Source organism: Devosia sp. 63-57, assembly GCF_001899045.1.
In the GTDB taxonomy this organism is placed as follows: Bacteria; Pseudomonadota; Alphaproteobacteria; order Rhizobiales; family Devosiaceae; genus Devosia; species Devosia equisanguinis.
Map to the genome: position 1 here is coordinate 582851 of NZ_MKUY01000004.1, position 22911 is coordinate 605761.

A 22911-nucleotide genomic window follows, 5' to 3' on the forward strand; every position below is an offset into this window, starting at 1 on the left:
ATGAGCTTCTGGGACGAGCGGTATAGCGAACCGGGCTACCTGTTCGGGGAGGCCCCCAACGCTTTCCTCGCCGCGCAGCAGCATCGGCTCGCAGGCTATCGTACCGCCTTGGCCATTGCCGACGGCGAGGGGCGCAACGGCGTTTTCCTGGCGGAGCAGGGGCTCGATGTCACCAGCATCGACGCCTCCTCGGTCGGCATCGCCAAGGCGAGGGCGCTGGCTGAAAAGCGGGGCGTGTCAGTCGATTGCCAACTGGTGGATATCGCTGAATATGAATGGCCCGCCGACACATTCGACGTGGTTGTGGGCATTTTCTTTCAATTCGCCGCGCCGCCGCTGCGCGATGCCATCTTTGCCGGCATGATCAGGACATTGGCACCCGGTGGACTTCTGTTGCTGGAAGGCTATGGACCGCGTCAGATGGAATATGGGACCGGTGGACCCAGAGTGCTGGAAAACCTCTATACCGAGGATCTGCTGGCCGACCGGTTCAAGGCGCTCGAGATCCTCGACCTGCGCAGCTACGACGCCGAGCTCAGCGAAGGCAGCCGTCACAGGGGTGTTTCGGCCCTGGTTGACCTCGTGGCCCGAAAGCCCGGTCGCGGCTGAGGCCAGATCATTTCAAACCAAGGCGGATTCCGGGCACTTTCGCTTCTCGCCCCCGTGAGGGCGAGAGAGCGGGAGCAGAGGCCTCCGGATGGTGGCGGCCGGCTTCTGGCGCGACACATTCAACGAGCGCCAGGCCGCCCTCGGGGCGAGCCCGAGGGCGGAACGGTGGGTGGGAAAAGCCGTGCGATAGGTAGCGTCAGGAAACCGCGCAGTTTTTAACTCAAGCCTGCGCGAACAGCTGCCTCTTACTGCGCCGCGCCGCCGGTCTTTGCGGCTTTTTCGGCGTCCCACCACCAGAGGCTGGGGAAGCCGGAGGAGAATTCGGGCAGCGGGTCGGGGTGGCTGAAGCGGTCCCAGCGGGCGGCGCGGGTGGTGCGCAGCGTGTAGCTGGGGATGACGAAATGCTTAGCCAGCAGCACCCGGTCGAGTGCCTTGGTTACCGCCTCCTGGGTTTCGCGATCGTCGGCCGCGATCATCTGGTCGATCAGCGCGTCGACGGCGGGGTCAGCAATACCGGCATAGTTCTGCGCGCCCTGCGCCTCGGCGGTGGAGGAGCCGAAGAAGAAACGCTGTTCGTTGCCCGGCGAGAAGGACTGGGTCCAGCCCGAATAGATCATGTCATAGTCGAAGCTGCGGGCGCGGTTGATGAATTGCGGGCTGTCGACGGTGCGGATGGTGGCGGTGACGCCGATCTGCGCCAGGTTGGTGACGAGGTTCTGAGCCACCGGCTCGATGGTGGGGCCATTGAGCAGGATTTCGAAGGTGAAGGGCTGCCCATCCGGCCCGATCAACTGGTTGCCCCGCAGCGTATAGCCGGCCTCGGTGAAGAGGCCGAGCGCGGTGCGCAGATTGGCGCGCAGCTTTTGCGGGTCGCCACTGACCGGATTGGTATATTGCGCGGTGAAGACTTCGGGCGGCACCTGGTCCTTGACGGTTTCAAGCACGGCCAGTTCCTCGCCTTCCGGCAGGCCCTTGGAGCGGAAGGGCAGGCCGAAGAAGAAGCTGTCTATGCGCTCGTACTGGCCATAGAACAGGGTATTGCTCAGCTCCTCGAAATCGAAGGCGTAGTTCAGGGCTTCGCGCACACGCACATCGGCGAACTTGTCGCGGCGCAGGTTCATGACGAAGCCGACCATCACGCCGCTGTCATTGTAGTCCTGGGGGAAGAGTTCCTTGATCACACGGCCGTCCTTGACCGCCGGGAAGTCATAGGCTGTGGCCCAGCGGCGGGCCTGGTTCTCGCTCCACCAGTCGAACTGGTCGCCTTTGAAAGCCTCGAACATCACTGTCAGATCGAGGAAGTACTCGATCTTGTAGGTGTCGAAATTGTTCTGGCCGACGCGGGTCGGCTGCGCATTGCCCCAGTAATCGGGATTGCGCTCATAGGTGGTGGTGCGGCCGGCATCAAAACTGGCAAGGTGATAGGGGCCGGAGCCCATAGGGATTTCGAGGGTGGATTCGGCGATATTGCGGGCCTTGCCATTGGCACCGGTGCCCTCCCACCAATGTTGGGGCAGGACCAGCAATTGGCCCAGGATCAGCGGCAATTCGAGATTGTCGGTCTGGTTGAAGGTGAAGGTCACCTCGCCCGGGGCCGTCACCTCGGCCTTGGTGATATTGGCATAATATTGGGCGCGGTCGGGATTGACCTCGATCAGCTTGTTGAAGCTCCAGACCACGTCTTCGGGCGTGACCGGCTCGCCGTCCTGCCACTTGGCCTTGGGGTCGATGCGGAAGGTCACCGCGCCGTAATCGGCGGCGATCTTCAATTCGGAGGCGAGCAGGGCGTAATAGGTGTTCACCTCATCCTGCGAGGGGATCATCAGCGTTTCGTAGACCAGGCCCAGCCCGTTGGCGACCTCGCCCTTGGGCAGGATGGGGTTGAAGGTGTCGAAACCGCCGAGATCGCCCATGCGCACCGTGCCGCCCTTGGGGGCATCGACATTGACATAGTCGAAATGGGTGTAGTCGAGGCCATATTTGGCTTCGCCTTGCAGCGTGAAGGAGTTGGTCCATTCCCCGGTCTTTGGCTGGGCCGAGGCGGGGGCGGAGAGCCCAAATGCTGCCACGAGGGCAAGGACGGGCAGGAAGAGGCGGGTCAAAAGCGTCATGGCGTGGCTCCGCGGCAAGGGTTTGGTGTCGAAATTATTCAGATGTCGGCATCGGGGGCAATGGTCGTGCCGTTCACCGTTTCGGGTGAGGCAAGGTCGAAGGCGGCAGCGAGTAGTTGGCGGGTGTAGTCTTGCTGCGGGGCGGCGAAAATGTCGGCGGCCAGGCCCTGCTCGACCACCTTGCCATGGCGCATGACGATGAGGCGGTGGGCCAGCGCCCGCACCACGCGCAGATCGTGGCTGATGAAGAGATAGCTCAACTGCCGCCGGTGCTGCACATCGCGCAGCAGGTCGATGACCTGGGCCTGGATGGAGACATCGAGCGCCGAGGTCGGCTCGTCCAGCACCAGGAAATCCGGCTCGAGCACCAAAGCGCGGGCGATGGCGATGCGCTGGCGCTGGCCGCCGGAAAATTCGTGCGGATAGCGGCTGGCGACGGCGGGATCGAGGCCGACCTCGCGCAAGGCCGCTGTCATCTTCGCTTCGCGCTCGGCGCGGCCAAGTTGCGGCATATGCACGCCAAGTCCCTCCTCGACGATTTCGCGCACCGACATGCGGGGGCTGAGCGAGCCATAGGGGTCCTGGAAGACGATCTGCATATGCTTGCGCAGCGGCCGCAAAGATCGCCACGACCGGGCCTGCACCGCATTGCCCAGCACCACGATGCGTCCCTCGGACGGGATCAGCCGCAGCATGGCATAGCCGAGCGAGGACTTGCCCGAACCGCTCTCGCCCACGACGCCCAGAGTCTCGCCCTTTTTGATGGTGAGATCGACGCCGTCGACGGCGCGGATATGGCCGACGACACGGCGCAGCAGGCCGCGCTTGATGGGGAACCAGACCTTGAGGTCGGTGGCTTCGACCACCGTCGGCGCGTCGGGGGCAGGCACCAGCGCGTCCCCGCGCGGCGCGGCGGCGAGCAGGCGTTTGGTATAGTCGTGTTGCGGCTTGTCGAAGATGGCGTTGACCGGTCCGCTCTCGACGATCTCGCCGCCGGTCATGACGCAGACCCGGTCGGCAATGCGCCGCACGATGGTGAGGTCGTGGGTAATGAACAGCATGGCCATGCCATTGTCGCGCTGCAGTTTTTTGAGGAGGGCGAGGATCTGCGCCTGCACGGTGACATCGAGCGCGGTGGTTGGTTCGTCGGCAATCAGCAGTTTCGGGTCGTTGGCGAGCGCCATGGCGATCATGACGCGTTGCCGCTGGCCGCCGGACAGTTGGTGGGGAAAGTCGTCAAAGCGGTGTAGCGGATCGGGAATGCCGACGGCATCGAGCAATTCGAGCGTGCGCTTGCGGGCAGCGGTCTTGCGCAGGCCCTGATGCACGGCCAGCGTCTCGCCGATCTGCTTGCCGATGCTGTGCAGCGGATTGAGCGAGCTCATCGGCTCCTGAAAGATCATGCCGACGCGATTGCCGCGCACCTGCCGCAGCGTGGCGTCATCGGCGCCGACCAGCTCCGTGCCGTCAAGGCGGATGGAGCCGGAGAGCGTGGCGCTGGGCGGCAGCAGTTTCAGCACCGACAGCGCCGTCACCGATTTGCCCGAGCCGCTCTCGCCCACCAGCGCCACGGTTTCGCCCGGGCTGATGTCGAAGGATACGGACCTGGCGGCGGGGCTAGCGCCGAAGCCGATGGTGAGATCGCGAACCGAGAGCAGGGGCGCGGTCACGGGTGGAGCCAACCGTCTTCTATTGCGGCAATTTCCGAAAGAGTCGGCCTCAGCACCTGTACCGACGTTGACTGCCAGTTTTGCGTCGTTGAAGCATAGCTTAACGCATATGGGCCGCGGATGCCTTGGTCCTCACTCATGAAATACTGACATCCCAGCTTGATGGCTGTTGAGATATGGATGGCATCAGGCAGCTTTAGAGAGTGTGCGCTCCGCAGCAGCGCCGCTGCCGCTAACACCTCACGATCGACCGGGGCCACCGTAAGCCAGTCCGTCGTCTGAATTAAGGTTTCGTAGCGTAGCCGGTTGATATCATCATGTTTGCGATAGGGGACGACCAGCAATTCGGCCAGTGTCAGTTCACTTGTTACGAAAGGGGCTGAGCCAGACGGCGTTTCTCCAGAGAACAGCCCGACCAACGCGTGCGACTGCTCGTCCTGGCCCTCGAAAGCTTTGATGAAAATATTCGTGTCCAGGTAGACCGGTTGCACCAATCAGTCATCCCACTCGTCGCGAAGTGCCCGAATTCTCGCTACCGCTTCCTCCGTGGTGACGGTTTCCCCGCGCTCCGCCGCATCGCGCTGCATCTGCTTCATCAAAGCGACTGCCTGCTCGCGAGAAAGTGGGGGCGGAGTCGAATACGTCTCCTCGGTTAAAATGACCGTGACCGAACTTGTCGATACGAGTTCGCGCAAATCCTCTGGCAGGTTCTCGACCGGGTAATGCTGCCGCACGATCTTGTTCATGGCGCGCCTCCTTGCGAGGCCATCATACCACATTTCATCGGAAGGTCTTTCGGGGATCGAAGGCGTCGCGGATGGCTTCGCCGATGAAGACCAGGAGCGTCATCATCAAGGAGATGGTGAAAAAGCCGGTCAGACCAAGCCAGGGGGCTTCGAGGTTGTTCTTGCCCTCTTCGAGCAACTGGCCCAGCGAAGGCGAGCCGGAGGGCAGGCCGAAGCCGAGAAAGTCGAGCGAGGTCAGCGTCGCCACCGAGCCCGAGAGGATGAAGGGCATGAAGGTCAGCGTCGCGACCATGGCATTGGGCAGAAGATGCCGCCACATGATCATGCGGTTGGATACACCCAGGGCGCGGGCGGCGGTGACATATTCGAAATTGCGGGCGCGCAGGAATTCGGCCCGCACGATGCCCACCAGCGTCACCCAGGAGAACAAAAGCAAAATGCCGAGCAGCACCCAGAAGCCGGGCGCGATCACCGAGGAGATGATGAGGAGGAGATAAAGGGCCGGTACCGAGGTCCAGATTTCGATCAGCCTTTGGGCGATGAGATCGACCCAGCCGCCGAAATAGCCCTGCACGGCGCCGGCCGCGACGCCTATTACTGAAGAGGCGACGGTGAGGACGAGGCCGAACAGGATGGAAATGCGGAAGCCATAGATCAGCCGCGCCATGACGTCGCGCCCGGTTCCATCGGTGCCCAGGACGTGGAAATTGCCTGGAAGGCAACCAGGATCGGCGAGGCCTTGTGGGTAGCGCTGGCACACCACGTCGCGGCTCATCAGCCAGCTGGGCGGGTTGGCGCCGGGAAAGGCTACATAGGGATCGACTGTGTTGTAGCTGAAGCGGATGGGCGGCCAGAGCATCCAGCCATTTGCGCTGATCTCGTCGGCGATGAATTCATCGCGGTAGTTGGTGGTGGCGAGGAAACCGCCAAAGGTGCTTTCGGGATAATCGACAAATGCCGGCACCATCAGCTCGCCCTTGTAGGAGACGAGAATGGGCCGGTCATTGGCAATGAATTCGGCGCCCATCGTCACGACAAAGAGGACGAAGAAGATCCAGAAACTCCACCAGCCGCGGCGATTGGCGCGGAAATTGGCGAGGCGCCGCCGGTTGAGCGGGCTGAGGCGGCCATGCGGGGCAGCGTCGAGGCTCATACGTCGCGGCTTTCGAAATCGAGGCGTGGATCGACCCACATATAGGCCAGGTCCGATACCAGCCCGATGATGAGGCCGAGCAGCGAGAAGATGTAGAGTGTGGCAAAGACCACCGGATAATCGCGGCTGACCACCGACTGGAAGCCGAGAAGACCGAGGCCGTCGAGCGAGAAGATGGTCTCGATCAACAGCGAGCCACCGAAGAAGACGCCGATAAAGGCGCCGGGAAAGCCGGCAATGATCAGCATCATGGCGTTGCGGAAGACGTGGCCATAGAGCACCTGCCGCTCGGTCAGGCCCTTTGCGCGGGCGGTGGTGACATATTGCTTGCCGATCTCGTCGAGAAAGGAGTTCTTGGTCAGCAGCGTCGCGGTGGCGAAGGCGCCCAGGCCCATGGCGATGATGGGAAGCACCAGATGCCAGAAATAGTCGAGCACCTGCCGCCACCAGGGAAAACTGGCCCAGCCCGGCGAGGTGAGCCCGCGTAGCGGAAAGATCGACCAGAACGAGCCGCCGGCGAAGAGGACGACGAGCGCGATGGCCACCAGGAAGCCGGGCACGGCATAGCCGATGATGACGATGGTCGAGGTCCAGACATCGAAGCGGCTGCCGTCGCGCACCGCCTTGGCAATGCCAAGGGGGATCGAAATGCCATAGGCAATCAGCGTCATCCACAGGCCCAGCGAGATCGAAACCGGCATCTTTTCCTTGATCAGGTCGATCACCGAAATGTCGCGGTAATAGCTGTCGCCGAAATCGAAGCGCAGGTAATTTCCGATCATGGAGAAAAAGCGTTCGAGCGGCGGCCTGTCGAAGCCGAACTGCTTTTCGATGCGCGCGACCAACTCGGGCGGCAGGCCCTGGCTGCCGCGATATGCGCCGCCAGTCTGCTGGCGGGATGGGGCGGCCACGCCATCGCCGCCACCGCCGGTAACGCGCTCGCTGAGCGATACGTTCTGCCCCGACATATTGGCCAGGGCCTGTTCCACAGGACCGCCGGGCGCGAACTGGGTGATGACAAAGGACACGGCCATGATGCCGAACACGGTCGGGATCATCAGCAGGAGACGGCGGAAGATATAGGCGCCCATGCCTGCTCCGGCAACGAGACATGCCCGGCTTTGCGGCGTGTGCGACGCAAATCAAAGGGCGATGACAACTGATCGGCACTGCAACACTTCCGTGACGGGGATGCAAGATTGCTCGCCTGCCCATCGCCGGCTTTCACGCGGGTTTGTAGTGCAGGGCTTGCCCTGGCCGCCGCCGCCGTTCAGGATCGCGACCCAACAAGGAGAAGCGGATGCGGTTTCAATCCGTCGGGCAGATCAAGGATATTTCCATCGCCAGGGTGATGCTGGTCGCGCTGCGAGCGCATGGCTTTCACCCGCTCGATCCGGTGGATGGCGGATTGCCGGGGGTTCCGAACCTTTTCGGACCGCAGGGCGTTAGTATCGAGGTTCCGGAGGACGAGGCCGAGGATGCGGCTCTGCTTCTCGCGGACCTGATGAAGGACATGAACGACACCCACCCCTAAAACGGCCATATTGCGGCAGCACAAGAAAGGTGCGGGTTGGGCGATTGAACGTGGGGGGCTGTTTGCTTTATAAGCCGCCACAAGTGTTAATTTCCCTTAAGCCCTTGGGGCAGGAGTGATCAATGCAGGTTTGGAAGCGCGGCGCTTCTTCCATTGCGGGTTTGTCGGTATTGGCCTTGGTGCTGGCCGGCTGTGCCTCGACCAGTGGAACCAACACCAGCAATCTCAATGTCATCGGTGCGCCCAGCCAGGCGCAGCCGGTGCAGAACTCGACGGTGCAGCAGAATACGCTGCCGGCGATCGGCGCGACGGGCACGCCCGCCCCGGGCCTTTCCGGCCAGCCGGTTCTGGGCGGCCAGCCCGCCATGACGCAGCCGACGCAGGTTGCGGGCGCCAATGGCTCGATCGTGTCGCTGGGCCAACCGATGACCACCGGCGTCAGCACCGGACCGGAAGGCGTGTGGAACGTGGTGGCTGGCGGCCAGACCTGCCGGCTCAACCTGCCGATGACCGCCAAGACCGGTACCAATTACTATCGCGCTTCGGCGCCGGGCTGCACCGTGTCGCAGATTGCGGCAGTGACGGGCTGGCAGCAGGTCGGCAGCCAGCTGCAGCTTTATGATGATAACGGCAATATCGCCGCGTTCCTGGCGCCGAGCTCGGGCCGTTATATCGGCACGATGGGTGGTGGCCAGCCGGTCTCCATGTCGCGCTAAGTTCACGAAAGCCGGTCCAATGGGCCGGCTTTTTTGTGTCATCCTTCTACATGCTTGAAATTGCCTTGCCACAGAGCAGGTGGCCGCTCGGGGTTGACCCGGGCCGGCTCACGACGCAATGGGTGGTGCGACTGGCCTTGGGGCCGGCGCGGGTTTGGCTCGGTATTGCTTGATGGCTTCTTCTTCCCCCTATTCCTCGGTTCGCACCGCCTATGATGCGCTGGTGGCGCGCGGGGCGCTGAGCGCCGATCCGGCGCAGCGCGAGGCGGCGGACCAGTTCGATCGCGTGCTGAACGACCTGATGGCGGCCAAGCCAAGGCGGCTGTTCGGGTTTTTCGACAAGCCGAAGCCGGTGCGCGGGCTCTACCTGTTCGGCGAAGTGGGGCGCGGCAAGACCATGCTGACGGACCTGTTCTTTGCCGCCGTGCCGTTCCCGCAGAAGCGGCGCGTGCATTTCCACGAATTCATGGATGAGGTGCACCAAGCCATTGCGGCGTTTCGCAAGTCGCCCAAAGGCAGTGCCGACAATGCCGATCCGGTGGAAGCGGTGGTGCGGCCAATCCTCATGAGCGGGTCGCGCGTGCTCTGCCTCGACGAGTTCCACGTCCATGACATCGCCAACGCCATGCTGCTCGACCGGCTGTTCGAAAAACTGTTTGCCGGCGGGGTCACACTGGTCTCCACCTCAAACGTGGTCCCCGACGATCTCTACAAGGATGGTCTCAACCGGCAACTGTTCCTGCCCTTCATCGCCCGGCTCAAGGCGGAGACGGTGGTGGTGGGGCTGCCATCGGAACAGGATTATCGGCGGCTGAAATTTGCCGGGCAGCAGGTCTATGCCTTCGGCACCGGGCCCGAAATCGGCGCGGTCATGGACCGGCTCTGGCTGCGCATTACCGGCGGCGAACTGGGCGCGCCGGGGGTGATTGAAAGCATTGGCCGGGAAATTCCGGTGCCGGCAATGTCCATGGGGGCGGCCCGTTTCGGTTTTGCCGATCTCTGCGAAAAGCCGCTGGGGACCAGAGATTTCGTACGCATCGCACATTCGTTCGATTCGGTGATGCTCGAGGATGTGCCACAGATGGACCGGACCCGGTCCGATGCGGCCAAGCGCTTCATCCTGTTGATCGACAGTCTCTACGACCGGGGCGTCAAGCTGGCGGCCAGCTTTGCGGTGCCGCTCGAACAATTGGGCAAGGACGACAAGACCGCCTTCGAATTCCAGCGCACGGTGTCCCGGCTCACCGAGATGCAGTCCGAGGAATATCTCGGCAAGGGGTTGCGGGATGCGGTGCCCGACGAGTCAGAAGACATTTGACCGAGCCAGTTCTAGATGTCCATCGTCACCACCCGACTTGATCGGGTGGTCCATTTCTGTCCGGCGTTTTGTTGCAGCATGGATTGCCCGGTCGAGCCGGGCAATGACGATGGGGTGGGACGTTTCGAGTTCGCAGTCCCTGCGCACATGCCCAAACGGCATTCCCCCTTCGCCCATCAGCATGGGCCAAACCGGGCTTTAGACGAAGGGTTCACTTGCTCCTCAATGCGGGGAGGGTTAAGACGTGCGCCAATTCAACGCAGTTGGGATGAGGCTTATGGCGCGCAAGAAGATTGCCCTTATCGGTGCTGGACAGATCGGCGGGACACTGGCCCTGCTGACCGCTCAGAAAGAACTGGGTGACGTCGTATTGTTCGACGTCGTCGACGGCGTACCGCAGGGCAAGGCCCTCGATATCGCCCAGTCGGCTCCGGCCCAGGGCTTCGATTCCACGCTCAAGGGCACGTCCGAATACAAGGACATCGAAGGCGCCGATGTGGTGATCGTCACCGCCGGCGTGCCGCGCAAGCCCGGCATGAGCCGCGACGACCTGCTCGAAATTAACCTCAAGGTGATGGAGCAGGTGGGTGCGGGCATTGCCAAATATGCCCCCGACGCTTTCGTCATCTGCATCACCAACCCGCTCGACGCCATGGTCTGGGCGCTGCAGAAGTTCTCCGGCCTGCCCGCCAACAAGGTGATCGGCATGGCCGGCGTGCTCGACAGCTCGCGTTTCGTGCACTTCATCGCCGAAGAGCTGGGCGTGTCGGTTCAGGACGTCAACGCCTTCGTGCTGGGCGGCCATGGCGACACCATGGTGCCGCTGACCCGCTACTCCACCGTTGCCGGCATTCCGCTGACCGACATCGTCAAGATGGGCTGGATGAGCAAGGAAAAGCTCGAAGAGATCGTGCAGCGCACCCGTGATGGCGGCGCCGAGATCGTCGGGTTGCTGAAGACCGGTTCGGCCTTCTATGCGCCGGCCGCATCCGCCATTGCCATGGCCGAGAGCTATCTCAAGGACAAGAAGCGCGTGCTTCCTTCCGCCGTGCAGCTCAATGGCGAATATGGCGTCAAGGGCACCTATGTCGGCGTGCCCGTGATCATCGGTGCCGGTGGCGCGGAGAAGGTCGTCGAGATCGCGCTCAACTCCTCCGAGCAAAAGGCGTTCGACAAATCGGTCGGCGCGGTCGAAGGCCTGATCGAGGCGTGTAAAAAGATCCAGCCCAAGCTGGCCTAATGATTGAAGCCGCTGGTTCCGCCAGCGGCTTTCGCCCTTTCCGGTCTCTGGAAATGTCCGGCTTACGTCTGCCCACCCAAGGGGAATAGAATGAACATCCATGAACACCAGGCCAAGGCGCTGCTGAAAGAATACGGCGCGCCCGTTGCTGCTGGCGTCGCCATTTTCTCGGTCGACGAAGCCGAGGCCGCAGCCAAGTCGCTGCCGGGCCCGCTTTATGTGGTCAAGAGCCAGATCCATGCCGGCGGTCGCGGCAAGGGCAAGTTCAAGGAGCTCGGTCCCGATGCCAAGGGCGGCGTGCGCCTGGCCAAGAGCATCGAGGAAGTGGTTTCCCATGCCAGGGAAATGCTCGGCAATACGCTGGTGACCGCGCAGACCGGCGAAGCCGGCAAGCAGGTCAATCGCCTCTATATCGAAGATGGCGCCGATATTGCCCGCGAGCTCTATTGCTCGCTCCTGGTCGACCGCTCGGTCGGGCAGGTGGCGTTCGTGGTGTCCACCGAAGGCGGCATGGATATCGAGGCCGTGGCCCATGACACTCCGGAAAAGATCGTGACCGTCGCGATCAATCCCGAAGCCGGTGTCACCGATGCCGATGTGGCCAAGATCGTGGCCGCGCTCAAGCTTGACGGCGTTGCCGCCGAAGACGCCAAGAGCCTGTTCCCCATCCTCTACAAGGCCTTCAGCGACACCGACATGGCGCTGCTCGAGGTCAATCCGCTGATCGTCATGGAAAACGGCCATCTGCGCGTGCTCGACGCCAAGGTGTCGTTCGACGGCAATGCGCTGTTCCGCCATGACAATATCAAGGCGCTGCGCGACGAGAGCGAAGAAGACAGCAAGGAAATCGAGGCCTCCAAGTGGGACCTCGCCTATGTGGCGCTCGACGGCAATATCGGCTGCATGGTCAATGGCGCAGGCCTGGCCATGGCGACCATGGACATCATCAAGCTCTACGGCAAAGAGCCGGCGAACTTCTGTGACGTTGGCGGCGGTGCCGGCAAGGACAAGGTCGCGGCCGCCTTCAAGATCATCACTGCCGACCCCAAGGTCGAAGGCATTCTGGTCAACATCTTCGGCGGCATCATGAAGTGCGATGTCATCGCCGAAGGCGTTGTCGCTGCCGTGCAGGAAGTGGGCCTCAAGGTGCCGCTGGTGGTGCGCCTGGAAGGCACCAATGTCGAACTGGGCAAGAAGATCCTCAACGAGTCCGGCCTGGCGATCACGGCGGCCGACGATCTCGACGACGCCGCCAAGAAGATCGTCGCGGCGATCAACGGCTAATTTGAAGGACCTTACCTGATGTCTATTCTCGTCAATAAGAACACCAAGGTCCTCGTCCAGGGCCTGACCGGCAAGACCGGCACCTTCCACACCGAACAGGCGCTGGCCTATTATGGCACGCAGATGGTTGGCGGTATCCACCCCAAGAAGGGCGGCGAAACCTGGACCGGTTCGAAGGGTGAAAGCCTGCCGATCTTCGCTTCGGTCGCCGAAGGCAAGGAAAAGACCGGCGCCGACGCTTCGGTCATCTATGTGCCGCCTGCCGGTGCTGCCGATGCCATCATCGAAGCCATCGATGCCGAAATCCCGTTCATTACCTGCATCACCGAAGGTATCCCGGTGATGGACATGGTGCGCGTCAAGGCTCGCCTCGACCGCTCCAAGTCGCGACTGCTCGGCCCCAACTGCCCGGGCATCCTGACCCCGGAAGAATGCAAGATCGGCATCATGCCGGGCTCGATTTTCCGCAAGGGTTCGGTGGGTATTGTTTCGCGCTCGGGCACGCTTACCTATGAGGCAGTGTTCCAGACCTCGAACGAAGGCCTCGGCCAGACCACTGCGGTCGGTATTGGCGGCGATCCGGTCAAGGGCACCGAGTTCATCGACGTGCTGGAGATGTTCCTGGCTGACGACGCCACCGAATCCATCATCATGATCGGCGAAATCGGCGGTTCGGCCGAAGAAGACGCCGCCCAGTTCCTGATCGACGAAGCCAAGAAGGGCCGCAAGAAGCCGATGGCCGGTTTCATCGCGGGCCGCACCGCTCCCAAGGGCCGGACCATGGGCCATGCCGGCGCCGTGGTTTCGGGCGGCAAGGGCGACGCGGAGTCCAAGATCGCCGCGATGGAAGCGGCCGGCATTCGCGTCTCGCCGTCGCCGGCGCGCCTTGGCACCACGCTTGTGGATGTGCTGAAGGGCTGAGAGCCGTCCCCCAGGGCCAATCGCTCCGGTGGAGCGATTGGAGGCGAGCAGGCCATGAGAGCTAGGCTCGAATGGCGGGGCATGTCGGTTGCATTACCGTGGCGTCATCTCGGCGGATGCCGGGATTTACTTGAGATTTCACGACGAGCCCCGGCCCTTGCCGGGGCGACAATCAGCGAACCTGGTCGGATGCAACCCGGTTAGGTCGCGGTTCGGACACAGAGCGGTGATAAGCCCTCGGGCGTTCGATACGGTATGAGACTATTCGAGCCACGATCCTGCTCAGGGATCGTTCCACTTAACAGGATACTAAGGATAAGCGGTCAGTATCCGCAGCAATTTAAGGACCGCGTGAAACCGGCACTCCCGGTTCGTTGAGAAGGATGGCGGGGCGCAAAGTCCTGCGACACAAGCGATGACACGACAGGAAAAGAACGACACGTTCTTGCTGACTTCTTTCCTCTACGGAGGGAATGCCGACTACATCGAACAACTCTATTCTCGCTTCAAGAGCGACCCGTCCAGCGTTGACGCGACATGGGCCAGCTTCTTCAGCCGTCTCGACGATAGCCAGGATGAGGCGCGCAAGAACGCCGACGGTCCGAGCTGGGGTCGCAAGGACTGGCCGCAGGCCGAAGCCAGCGAATTGGTCAGCGCCCTCGACGGCAACTGGGCCGAAGTGGCGGTCAAGACCGAGAAGGTCGTAGCCAAGAAGGCCGCTGCAGAGGGCAAGCCCGCGCCCACCGCTACCGAAGTGTTGCAGGCCACGCGCGACTCCATCCGCGCCATCATGATGATCCGTGCCTATCGCATGCGCGGTCACCTGCACGCCGATCTCGATCCGCTGCACCTGCGCGCCGAAGAGCCGGCGCCCGAGCTCGATCCGACGAGCTACGGCTTCACCGAAGCCGATTATTCCCGCAAGATCTTCATCGACAACTATCTCGGCCTCGAATACGCGACGCTTCCCGAGATGCTGGCGATCCTCAAGCGCACCTATTGCGGTACGCTTGGCATCGAGTTCATGCATATCTCCGATCCCGAAGCCAAGCAGTGGATCCAGGAGCGCATCGAGGGCCCGGACAAGGAAATCACCTTCACGCCCGAGGGCAAGAAGGCCATCCTCAACAAGCTGATCGAAGCCGAGGGCTTCGAGAAGTTCCTCGACGTCAAATATACCGGCACCAAGCGCTTCGGCCTCGATGGTGCCGAAGCCACCATTCCGGCGCTGGAGCAGATCATCAAGCGCGGTGGCGCGCTGGGCATCAAGGACATCGTGTTGGGCATGGCGCATCGCGGCCGCCTCAACGTGTTGACCCAGGTGTTGAGCAAGCCGCATCGCGCGCTGTTCCACGAATTCAAGGGCGGCGCCTTCTATCCCGACGACGTCGAAGGTTCGGGCGACGTGAAGTACCATCTGGGTGCTTCCTCGGACCGCGAATTCGACGGCAACAAGGTGCACCTGTCGCTGACTGCCAATCCCTCCCATCTCGAGATCGTCGATCCGGTGGTGCTGGGCAAGGCCCGCGCCAAGCAGGATCAGCACATCGCGCCCGATGGCAAGCTGGTCAATATCGAGCAGGACGGCAAGCCGGACCGCTCCATGGTGTTGCCGCTGCTGATCCACGGCGATGCCGCCTTTGCAGGGCAGGGCGTCGTAGCCGAGTGCTTCGGCCTTTCCGGCCTCAAGGGGCATCGCACGGGGGGCTCGATCCACTTCGTGATCAACAACCAGATCGGCTTCACCACCTCGCCGATCTATTCGCGCTCCTCGCCCTATCCGACCGATGTCGCCAAGATGATCGAGGCGCCGGTGCTGCATGTGAACGGCGACGATCCGGAAGCGGTTGTCTTTGCCGCCAAGGTCGCGGTCGAATATCGCCAGAAGTTCGGCAAGCCTGTCGTCATCGACATGTTCTGCTATCGTCGCTTCGGCCATAATGAAGGCGACGAGCCCAGCTTCACCCAGCCGCTGATGTATTCCAAGATCCGGTCGCACCAGACCACCTTGGAACTGTATTCGGCAAAGCTGGTGGGCGAGGGCCTGCTGACCCAGACCGATATCGACCAGCTCAAGGCCGACTGGAAGGCGCGCCTCGAAACCGAATTCGAAGCCGGCCAGGACTATCGTCCGAACAAGGCCGACTGGCTCGATGGCCAGTGGAAGAGCTTCAAGCCGGCGCATGACGAAGGTCCGCGCCGTGGCGAAACCGGTGTTGCCCTCGACAAGCTGGTCGAGATCGGCACCAAGCTCACCCAGGTTCCCGCCGACTTCAACGTGCACCGCACGGTCAAGCGCTTCATGGACAATCGCCTGGCGGCGATCGAGTCCGGCGAGGGCATCGACTGGGCAACCGCCGAGGCACTGGCTTTCGGCACGCTGGTGACCGAAGGCCATCCCGTGCGCCTTTCCGGCCAGGATTGCGAACGCGGCACCTTCAGCCAGCGCCATTCGGTGCTCAACGATCAGCAGGTCGACAACAAGACCTATACGCCGCTCAACAATCTGGCGCCCGATCAGTCGCGCTACGAGGTCATCAATTCGATGCTCTCCGAAGAAGCGGTGCTGGGTTTTGAATATGGCTATTCGCTCTCCGAGCCCAAGGCGCTGACGCTGTGGGAAGCCCAGTTCGGCGACTTCGTCAACGGCGCGCAGGTGGTGATCGACCAGTTCATCTCTTCGGGCGAGCGCAAGTGGTTCCGCATGTCGGGCCTCGTGATGCTTTTGCCGCATGGCTATGAAGGGCAGGGCCCGGAGCACTCCTCCGCGCGTCCCGAGCGCTTCCTGCAGCTGTGCGCGGAAGACAATATGCAGGTCGCCAACTGCACGACGCCGGCCAACTATTTCCACATCCTGCGCCGTCAGCTGAAGCGCGACTTCCGCAAGCCGCTGATCCTGATGACGCCGAAGAGCCTGCTGCGCCACAAGCGCGCCGTCTCGGGTCTGGTGGAACTGGGTCCGGACAGCGTCTTCCATCGTCTGCTCTGGGACGATGCCGAGGCGCCGGGCCTGCCCAAGACCACCATTCGCCTGCAGAACGACGAGAAGATCCGTCGCGTGGTGCTGTGCACGGGCAAGGTCTATTACGACCTGCTCGAAGACCGCGAGAAGAAGGGCATCGACGATGTCTATCTGCTGCGCGTCGAGCAGCTCTATCCGTTCCCGGCCAAGGCACTGCTGGATGAATTGAGCCGCTTCCCCAATGCGGAAGTGATCTGGTGCCAGGAAGAGCCGCGCAATATGGGGGCCTGGGCCTTCATCCAGCCCTATGTGGAATGGGTGTTCGACCAGATGGGCCGTGGCAACCAGCGCGTTCGCTATACCGGCCGCGCCGCTGCTGCCTCGCCGGCTACCGGCCGCATGAGCGTGCACCTGGAACAGCTCCAGGCATTCCTCGATGACGCGCTGGGCTCATAAGCCTTGTGACATGACATAAAGAGCGCCACATTCGTCCCTAGGACGAAGGCGCTCCGGCCTGAAAAAGAAGGACATACTCAATGTCGACAGAAATCCGCGTGCCGACGCTGGGCGAAAGCGTCACCGAGGCAACCATCGGTCAGTGGTACAAGAAGGTGGGCGACGCCGTCGCTGCCGATGAGCCCATTGTCGAGCTCGAAACCGACAAGGTTACCATCGAGGTTCCGGCGCCCGCTTCAGGCGTTCTCGAAGCCATCGCTGCCCAGCCGGGCGAAACCGTCGATGTCGGGGCACTGCTGGGTGCCATTGCTGCCGGTGCCGCTGCTGCCGCCTCGGCGCCCGCCGCTGCCGCTCCGACACCGGCCAAGACCGAAGTTCCTGCCGCCAATGCTGCTGGTCCCGAGCCGGTCAAGCCGACCGACCGGGCTCCGGCTCCCTCGGCGCAGAAGCTGATCAACGAGAACAATCTCGACGCCGCCGGCATTGCCGGTTCCGGCAAGTCTGGTCAGGTGCTCAAGGAAGATGTGCTCTCGGCCCTGGCCCGTCCGGCGCCCGCCGCCGCGCCTGCTGCGGCCCCCGCTCCGGCTCCTGCTGCAAAGCCCGCCGCTCCGGCGCCTTCTCCCGCGCCGCGCGCTCCGGTTGCCGCCGATGACGCGTCGCGCGAAGAGCGCGTGAAGATGACCCGCCTGCGCCAGACCATTGCGCGCCGCCTCAAGGATGCGCAGAACACCGCCGCCATGCTGACCACCTTCAACGAGGTGGACATGAAGCCGGTGATGGACCTGCGCAACCAGTACAAGGACCTGTTCGAGAAGAAGCATGGCGTCAAGCTGGGCTTCATGGGCTTTTTCACCAAGGCCGTGGTGCATGCGCTCAAGGAAATCCCGGCGGTCAATGCCGAGATCGATGGCGATGACCTGATCTACAAGCAATACGCCCATATCGGCGTCGCTGTCGGCACCGACAAGGGCCTTGTGGTTCCGGTGGTGCGCAATGCCGACCAGATGTCGATCGCCGAGATCGAAAAGGAAATCGGCAATCTCGGCAGGAAGGCCCGCGATGGGCAGCTGTCGATGGCCGACATGCAGGGCGGCACCTTCACCATCTCCAATGGTGGTGTCTATGGCTCGCTGATGTCGACCCCGATCCTCAATGCCCCGCAGTCGGGTATTCTGGGCATGCACAAGATCCAGGAGCGTCCGGTCGTGGTCGGCGGTCAGATCGTCATCCGCCCGATGATGTATCTGGCGCTCAGCTATGATCACCGCATCGTCGATGGCAAGGAAGCCGTCACCTTCCTGGTCCGCGTCAAGGAAAGCCTTGAGGCGCCCGAGCGGCTGGTGCTCGATCTCTAAGGTCTGTCGAGGCCGGGGCAAGTCCCCGGCCTCATCTTTTTGGGGGGCAGGATGGACAACGGGGTGGTCGTGATCACCGGCGGATCGCGCGGCATCGGTGCGGCAAGTGCCATCCTTGCGGCCGAGCGCGGCTTCGATGTCGTGGTCAATTATGCCGGTAATCTGGCTGCCGCCGAGGCCGTCTGCGCCCAAATCATCCGTGCTGGGCGCAAGAGTGTTGCCGTGCAAGGCGATGTATCCAAGCCCGGGGACATAGAGCGCATCTTCAACGCGGCGGATGCTTTGGGACCACTCAAGGGTCTGGTCAACAATGCGGGTGTGGTCGATGTGGCGATGCGGGTAGAGGACATGGACCTCGCCCGGCTTGAACGCATGTTCGCTATCAATGTCTATGGCGCGATGCTGTGCGCGGGGCAGGCGGTGCGGCGCCTGTCGCGGGCCCATGGTGGCACCGGCGGCAGCATCGTCAATCTCACCTCCGGTGCTGCCAAGCTGGGTGGTGCCAATATGTATGTGGATTATGCGGCCGCCAAAGGCGCCATTGACAGTTTTACGGTCGGGCTGGCTTTGGAAGTGGCCGAACATGGCGTGCGGGTCAATGCCGTCCGCCCCGGGGTAATTGAGACCGACATTCATGCCTCGGGTGGCGATCCGGACCGGGTTGCGCGCATGATCGAAGCCATCCCCATCAAACGCGCGGGCACGGCCCACGAGGTCGCAGAGGCCATTGTCTGGCTATTGTCGGATGCGTCCAGCTATACCACCGGATCGATCCTGTCGGTGACCGGCGGGCGGGCAAGCCTGCCCTGATTGAACCGCACTCCTGTGGTTTACAGGGATATCGTTTGCATTCGCATTTTCGTGATGGGCCTCCGGATGAAATACTAAGACTCTGTTAAGGGTCCCGGCCCCTATGAAAAGCGCGAGGGATTGCCCGACCTGGAGATTTCGCGTTGCGTAAAACTGCTGCCCTGGCCGTTGCATTTCTGGGCCTTGTCGCGCCCGCTCTGGCGCAGGACGATACCGAAAATACCGCACTGATCGGCGAGTTGATGGCCTTTCACGGCTCGCAGGCCATCGTCAATGTCATGACCACCCATTGCTACGAAACCACTGGCCTCGACGGCAGCTACAAGCTGGCGGCGGAAAACTGGTATCTGCGCAATATCGGCTTTCTCGATCTCGCCGACCGGGTCATCACCCGGCTGGGCGGGGGCGCCGAAGGCCAGCAGAAGGCGGCCGAGACCTATGGCGGCACGCAGATCATGACCGCTTATAACCAGGCCGGCGATAAGGGCAGCTTCTGCCGCGCCTTTCTCGAGCAGGTGGAAACAGGCGCGCTCGATATCGACCGGCAACTGCCCGCAGCACTGAAGCGCGCGCAGGAGATTTCGGCCTCCTGATCCCCCTGTAACGGGGTAGGAGGCTCAGAGCGGGCGTGATTTCTTCGCGGACAGGCTCCCCGGAGATCGTCCCATGCGCGTCCTGTCGGCATTTTTCCTTTCTGTCATTCTCTGCAGCACCGGTATGGCCACCGAGTGCACCCTGGCCAATGCGCGCTACAAGCAGCCCGACGCGCCCTGGTGGCTGACCTTCAAGCGGGTGCCGCAGATCGCGCCCGCCAACCAGACGGCGGCCTTCTATATCGAAATGCCCAATTCCGATGTAGTGCTGGAGGGTGGCGTCAGCGTGCCCAATGGTTTTGGGGCGCCGCTCTGGTCGATTTCCGGGCCGTGCGCAGCGGACAGCACCGAGCAATGTACTTTCCTCGTCGAAACAGACCACCCATCCATCTATGGCATCTATGACGGCAAGGTGCGCTTTCTCGACATAGAGCGCGGGGGCAAGGCGCCCGAACAGGTGATCCTGCCGCAACTGGCGGTCAGCCTCTGGTATTCGAACTATCGCAGCACCGAGTGGGACGGGGATGTATCGCCTGGCGATGCCTTCGAGTTGCTCGATTGCCAGTGATCCGGCAGGATGGGCCCGCCGTTCTATTGGCAGACCCTGATGCATGGAGATGAATGTGAGCGTCGAGTTGACCCTGTTGATCTGGAGCGCCGCGCTGGCTTTTGCCTATGTGATGGTGCAATCCACTGCCTATCGCCTCGACTATGGCATCAAATTTGCCGGCAGCCAGCGTGATAATGAGCGGCCGCCAAACAAATGGGCAGCACGGGGCAATCGCGCCCTGCGCAATTTCCTCGAGACCTATGGCATCTTCATTGCGCTGGCGGTGGCGACCGAATTGTCGGGGCGCTCCGATAGCCTGACGCAATGGGGTGCGCAATTGTGGTTCTGGGCACGCTGGGCCTATATTCCAGGCTATTTCATCGACATTCCTCTTCTGCGTTCCGGCATCTGGATGGTGTCGCTGATTGGCCTCGTGCTCCTGTTTGTCGGGGTGGCCTTCTAGCCGCCCTTGCCCATCGGGCAGGGGAGGCTATCGGCGGCCGCATTGCCGGGGCGGGTTGGCTGGTGTAACGCTTTGCCGCCCACTAACGCGCGGTAGCAGTGATGACCTTCCCCTGGCTGGAATTTGCAGGCCTGATGCTGGCTTTTGGCATCAATGCGGTTATTCCGGGCGCCGATTTCGCCATGGTCTTGCGCCAATCGGTGGTGCATGGTCGGCGTGCTGCGCTGTTCACTTCGGCCGGTGTTGCCACGTCGATCCTGGTGCATGGCAGCTACACGCTACTGGGCGTCGGCGTGCTGGTGGGCCAATCGCTGCTGGCCTTCAACATTCTCAAATGGGCCGGCGCGGCCTATCTCGTCTGGCTCGCCATCGCGGCGTTGCGCAGTCCGCCGCCGCAGCCGCCCAGCATTGCGGAAGGTGGCGAAAGCCCGCGCGGCGACATGGCCGCCTTTGCGCTGGGGTTCCTCACCAATCTTCTCAATCCAAAAGCGGTGTTGTTCTTCCTTGCCCTGTTCACGTCCTTGGTCTCCGTGCATACGGCGGGCAATGTAAAGGTGATCTACGTGGCGAGCATGAGCATCATGCTTTTTGCCTGGTTTGCACTGGTCTCGGTTTTCTTTACGACCCATTCGGTGCGGCAGGGCTTTTTCCGCGTCGGCCGGTGGTTTAATCGGGTTACCGGCATTACATTTCTGGCGCTGGCGGTTCGTGTCGCGCTGGCACAGCAGCGCTAACAGTTTCGGGGTTTCTTACCATGGCAGATCAATTCGACCTCACCATCATCGGCTCGGGCCCGGGCGGCTATGTCTGCGCCATCCGTGCGGCACAGTTGGGGATGAAGGTGGCCGTGGTCGAGAAGTGGCCGACACTGGGCGGCACCTGCCTCAATATCGGCTGCATCCCTTCCAAGGCACTGCTGCATGCTTCCGAGCTGTTCGAGGAAGCCGGTCACGGCTTCAAGGCGCTGGGCATCGATATTCCGGCCCCGCAGCTCAACCTGCCGCAGATGATGAACCACAAGACCGAAACGGTCGCCTCCAATGTCGGCGGCGTGGATTATCTGTTCAAGAAGAACAAGATCGCCGTGTTCCGTGGCATCGGCTCGATCCCGGCCCCCGGCCGGGTGCTGGTGACGCCGCAAAGCGGTCCGCAGACTGAAATTTCGACCAAGAATATCGTCATCGCCACTGGTTCGGTATCGGCGAACCTGCCGGGCATCGATATCGACGAGAAGACCGTGGTCACCTCGACCGGCGGTATCAGCCTCGACAAGGTGCCGAACAAGCTCGTCGTCATCGGCGCCGGCGTGATCGGCCTCGAACTGGGCTCGGTGTGGCAGCGTCTTGGTGCCCAGGTCACCGTGATCGAATATCTCGACCGCATCCTGCCGGGCATGGACAGCGAAGTGGCCCGCCAGTTCCAGCGCATGCTCCAGAAGCAGGGCATGGAATTCAAGCTGTCGAGCAAGGTTGCCGGCGTCGACAAGCAGGACGATGGTGCGCTCAAGGTGCGGGTCGAGCCGGCAAAGGGTGGTGACGCCGAACTGCTCGATGCCAATGTCGTGCTGGTGGCCATCGGCCGCAAGCCGTTTACCGAAGGGCTGGGCCTTGACCTCGCTGGCGTGGCGCTGGACGAGCGTGGCCGCGTCCGCGTCGATGCGCATTACAAGAGCTCGGTCGACGGTATCTATGCCATTGGCGACGTGATTGCCGGCCCGATGCTGGCGCACAAGGCCGAGGACGAGGGCATTGCCGTTGCCGAAATCCTCTCCGGCCAGGCCGGCCATGTGAACTACGCCGCCATTCCATCGGTGGTCTATACCAATCCGGAAGTGGCTTCGGTGGGCAAGACCGAGGACGAGCTCAAGGCTGAAGGCGTCGAATACAAGATCGGCAAATTCCCCTTCACCGCCAATGGCCGCGCCAAGGCGATGCTGGCGACACAGGGTTTTGTCAAAATTCTCGCCGATGTGCAGACCGACCGCGTCCTGGGTGCTCATATCGTGGGCAAGAATGCCGGCGAGATGATCCATGAACTGGTGACGCTGATGGAATTCTCCGGTGCCGCCGAAGATCTGGCGCGCACCACCCATGCCCACCCGACCCTGTCGGAAGCCATCCGCGAAGCCGCACTGGCCCTGGGCGACGGCGCCATCCACATCTGATTCCGTTCCGGACCGCATCTGTCCCGCCAGAACGGCACATTTAAGCAGCTCTCCAAACACCGGTTTGGGGAGCTTTTTTCATGGTCGCGCAAGCACCTGAAAAGTCATCATACAACATACAAGTAATTGTATGTTGACTTGTCATTTCGTCTTCCATACTAGTTTGCACGATACTCGGACTTTGCCAAGACAAGCCGGGTTGGTGGCGGGCTTGCCCGCCGGTGGCGTGGGGGAGGAGCCTTGTCGCCACCAAGCA

General features: G+C 62.2%; 21 protein-coding genes. 15 read left to right on the top strand and 6 right to left on the bottom strand.

The annotated features are described in order from the left end of the window. Positions 1–609, top strand: a complete 609-nt coding sequence (locus tag BGO80_RS07935) for a class I SAM-dependent methyltransferase (protein ID WP_286720675.1) — start codon at positions 1–3, stop codon at positions 607–609. 245 nt (positions 610–854) lie between these two features. Here BGO80_RS07935 and BGO80_RS07940 read toward each other — a convergent pair whose 3' ends face one another. The 6 genes from BGO80_RS07940 to BGO80_RS07965 are packed head-to-tail and all read right to left on the bottom strand — an operon-like array spanning position 855 to position 7380. Beyond that, complete coding sequence (locus BGO80_RS07940; protein ID WP_286720677.1) at positions 855–2720, bottom strand: extracellular solute-binding protein; 1866 nt, start codon at positions 2718–2720, stop codon at positions 855–857. Between the two features lie 38 nt (positions 2721–2758). After that, positions 2759–4390 carry an ABC transporter ATP-binding protein gene (locus BGO80_RS07945; RefSeq protein WP_286720678.1) on the bottom strand — a complete coding sequence of 544 codons (1632 nt, stop codon included), beginning with the start codon at positions 4388–4390 and terminating at the stop codon, positions 2759–2761. Further along, complete coding sequence (locus BGO80_RS07950; RefSeq protein ID WP_223214222.1) at positions 4387–4881, bottom strand: type II toxin-antitoxin system VapC family toxin; 495 nt, start codon at positions 4879–4881, stop codon at positions 4387–4389. The genes BGO80_RS07945 and BGO80_RS07950 overlap by 4 nt, the downstream gene beginning before the upstream one ends. 3 nt (positions 4882–4884) lie before the next feature. Beyond that, positions 4885–5136 (bottom strand): hypothetical protein, encoded by a 252-nt coding sequence (locus BGO80_RS07955; RefSeq protein WP_126151055.1) that lies wholly within the window; start codon positions 5134–5136, stop codon positions 4885–4887. 34 nt (positions 5137–5170) lie between these two features. Continuing rightward, entirely contained in the window at positions 5171–6289 is a 1119-nt protein-coding gene (locus BGO80_RS07960; protein WP_286720680.1) for an ABC transporter permease, read from the bottom strand. Then, positions 6286–7380, bottom strand: coding sequence for a microcin C ABC transporter permease YejB (locus BGO80_RS07965; protein ID WP_286720681.1), 1095 nt, complete (start codon positions 7378–7380; stop codon positions 6286–6288). The genes BGO80_RS07960 and BGO80_RS07965 overlap by 4 nt, the downstream gene beginning before the upstream one ends. Positions 7381–7589: 209 nt before the next feature. On the opposite strand from BGO80_RS07965, the gene BGO80_RS07970 reads away from it, so the two are divergent. The 14 genes from BGO80_RS07970 to lpdA all read left to right on the top strand — a co-directional run bounded on the left by BGO80_RS07970 (position 7590) and on the right by lpdA (position 22655). Then, positions 7590–7823 (top strand): hypothetical protein, encoded by a 234-nt coding sequence (locus tag BGO80_RS07970; protein ID WP_286720683.1) that lies wholly within the window; start codon positions 7590–7592, stop codon positions 7821–7823. Between the two features lie 122 nt (positions 7824–7945). Next, on the top strand, positions 7946–8539 hold the full coding sequence (locus BGO80_RS07975) for an AprI/Inh family metalloprotease inhibitor (RefSeq protein ID WP_126151051.1): 594 nt from the start codon (positions 7946–7948) through the stop codon (positions 8537–8539). Between the two features lie 172 nt (positions 8540–8711). Next, positions 8712–9857, top strand: a complete 1146-nt coding sequence (gene zapE / locus BGO80_RS07980) for a cell division protein ZapE (protein WP_286720685.1) — start codon at positions 8712–8714, stop codon at positions 9855–9857. A 277-nt stretch (positions 9858–10134) separates the two neighbouring features. Next, positions 10135–11097, top strand: coding sequence for a malate dehydrogenase (gene mdh, locus BGO80_RS07985; protein ID WP_126151049.1), 963 nt, complete (start codon positions 10135–10137; stop codon positions 11095–11097). Between the two features lie 90 nt (positions 11098–11187). Next, positions 11188–12381: an ADP-forming succinate--CoA ligase subunit beta gene (gene sucC / locus BGO80_RS07990; RefSeq protein ID WP_286720687.1), complete on the top strand. Its 1194-nt coding sequence runs from the start codon at positions 11188–11190 to the stop codon at positions 12379–12381. 18 nt (positions 12382–12399) lie between these two features. Next, on the top strand, positions 12400–13302 hold the full coding sequence (gene sucD, locus BGO80_RS07995; protein ID WP_286720689.1) for a succinate--CoA ligase subunit alpha: 903 nt from the start codon (positions 12400–12402) through the stop codon (positions 13300–13302). Between the two features lie 415 nt (positions 13303–13717). Further along, positions 13718–16720, top strand: a complete 3003-nt coding sequence (locus BGO80_RS08000) for a 2-oxoglutarate dehydrogenase E1 component (RefSeq protein ID WP_286720691.1) — start codon at positions 13718–13720, stop codon at positions 16718–16720. An 80-nt stretch (positions 16721–16800) separates the two neighbouring features. Beyond that, positions 16801–18075: a 2-oxoglutarate dehydrogenase complex dihydrolipoyllysine-residue succinyltransferase gene (gene odhB, locus BGO80_RS08005; protein WP_286720693.1), complete on the top strand. Its 1275-nt coding sequence runs from the start codon at positions 16801–16803 to the stop codon at positions 18073–18075. Positions 18076–18126: 51 nt separating this feature from the next. Beyond that, complete coding sequence (locus BGO80_RS08010; protein WP_286720695.1) at positions 18127–18885, top strand: SDR family oxidoreductase; 759 nt, start codon at positions 18127–18129, stop codon at positions 18883–18885. Between the two features lie 143 nt (positions 18886–19028). Beyond that, on the top strand, positions 19029–19478 hold the full coding sequence (locus tag BGO80_RS08015; RefSeq protein ID WP_286720696.1) for a hypothetical protein: 450 nt from the start codon (positions 19029–19031) through the stop codon (positions 19476–19478). Positions 19479–19551: 73 nt separating this feature from the next. Beyond that, positions 19552–20046, top strand: a complete 495-nt coding sequence (locus tag BGO80_RS08020) for a hypothetical protein (RefSeq protein ID WP_126151042.1) — start codon at positions 19552–19554, stop codon at positions 20044–20046. 55 nt (positions 20047–20101) lie between these two features. Then, positions 20102–20491 carry an MAPEG family protein gene (locus BGO80_RS08025; RefSeq protein ID WP_286720697.1) on the top strand — a complete coding sequence of 130 codons (390 nt, stop codon included), beginning with the start codon at positions 20102–20104 and terminating at the stop codon, positions 20489–20491. Positions 20492–20592: 101 nt separating this feature from the next. Then, complete coding sequence (locus BGO80_RS08030; RefSeq protein WP_286720698.1) at positions 20593–21225, top strand: LysE family translocator; 633 nt, start codon at positions 20593–20595, stop codon at positions 21223–21225. Between the two features lie 20 nt (positions 21226–21245). Further along, positions 21246–22655, top strand: coding sequence for a dihydrolipoyl dehydrogenase (gene lpdA / locus BGO80_RS08035; RefSeq protein WP_286720700.1), 1410 nt, complete (start codon positions 21246–21248; stop codon positions 22653–22655). Positions 22656–22911: the final 256 nt, after the last annotated feature.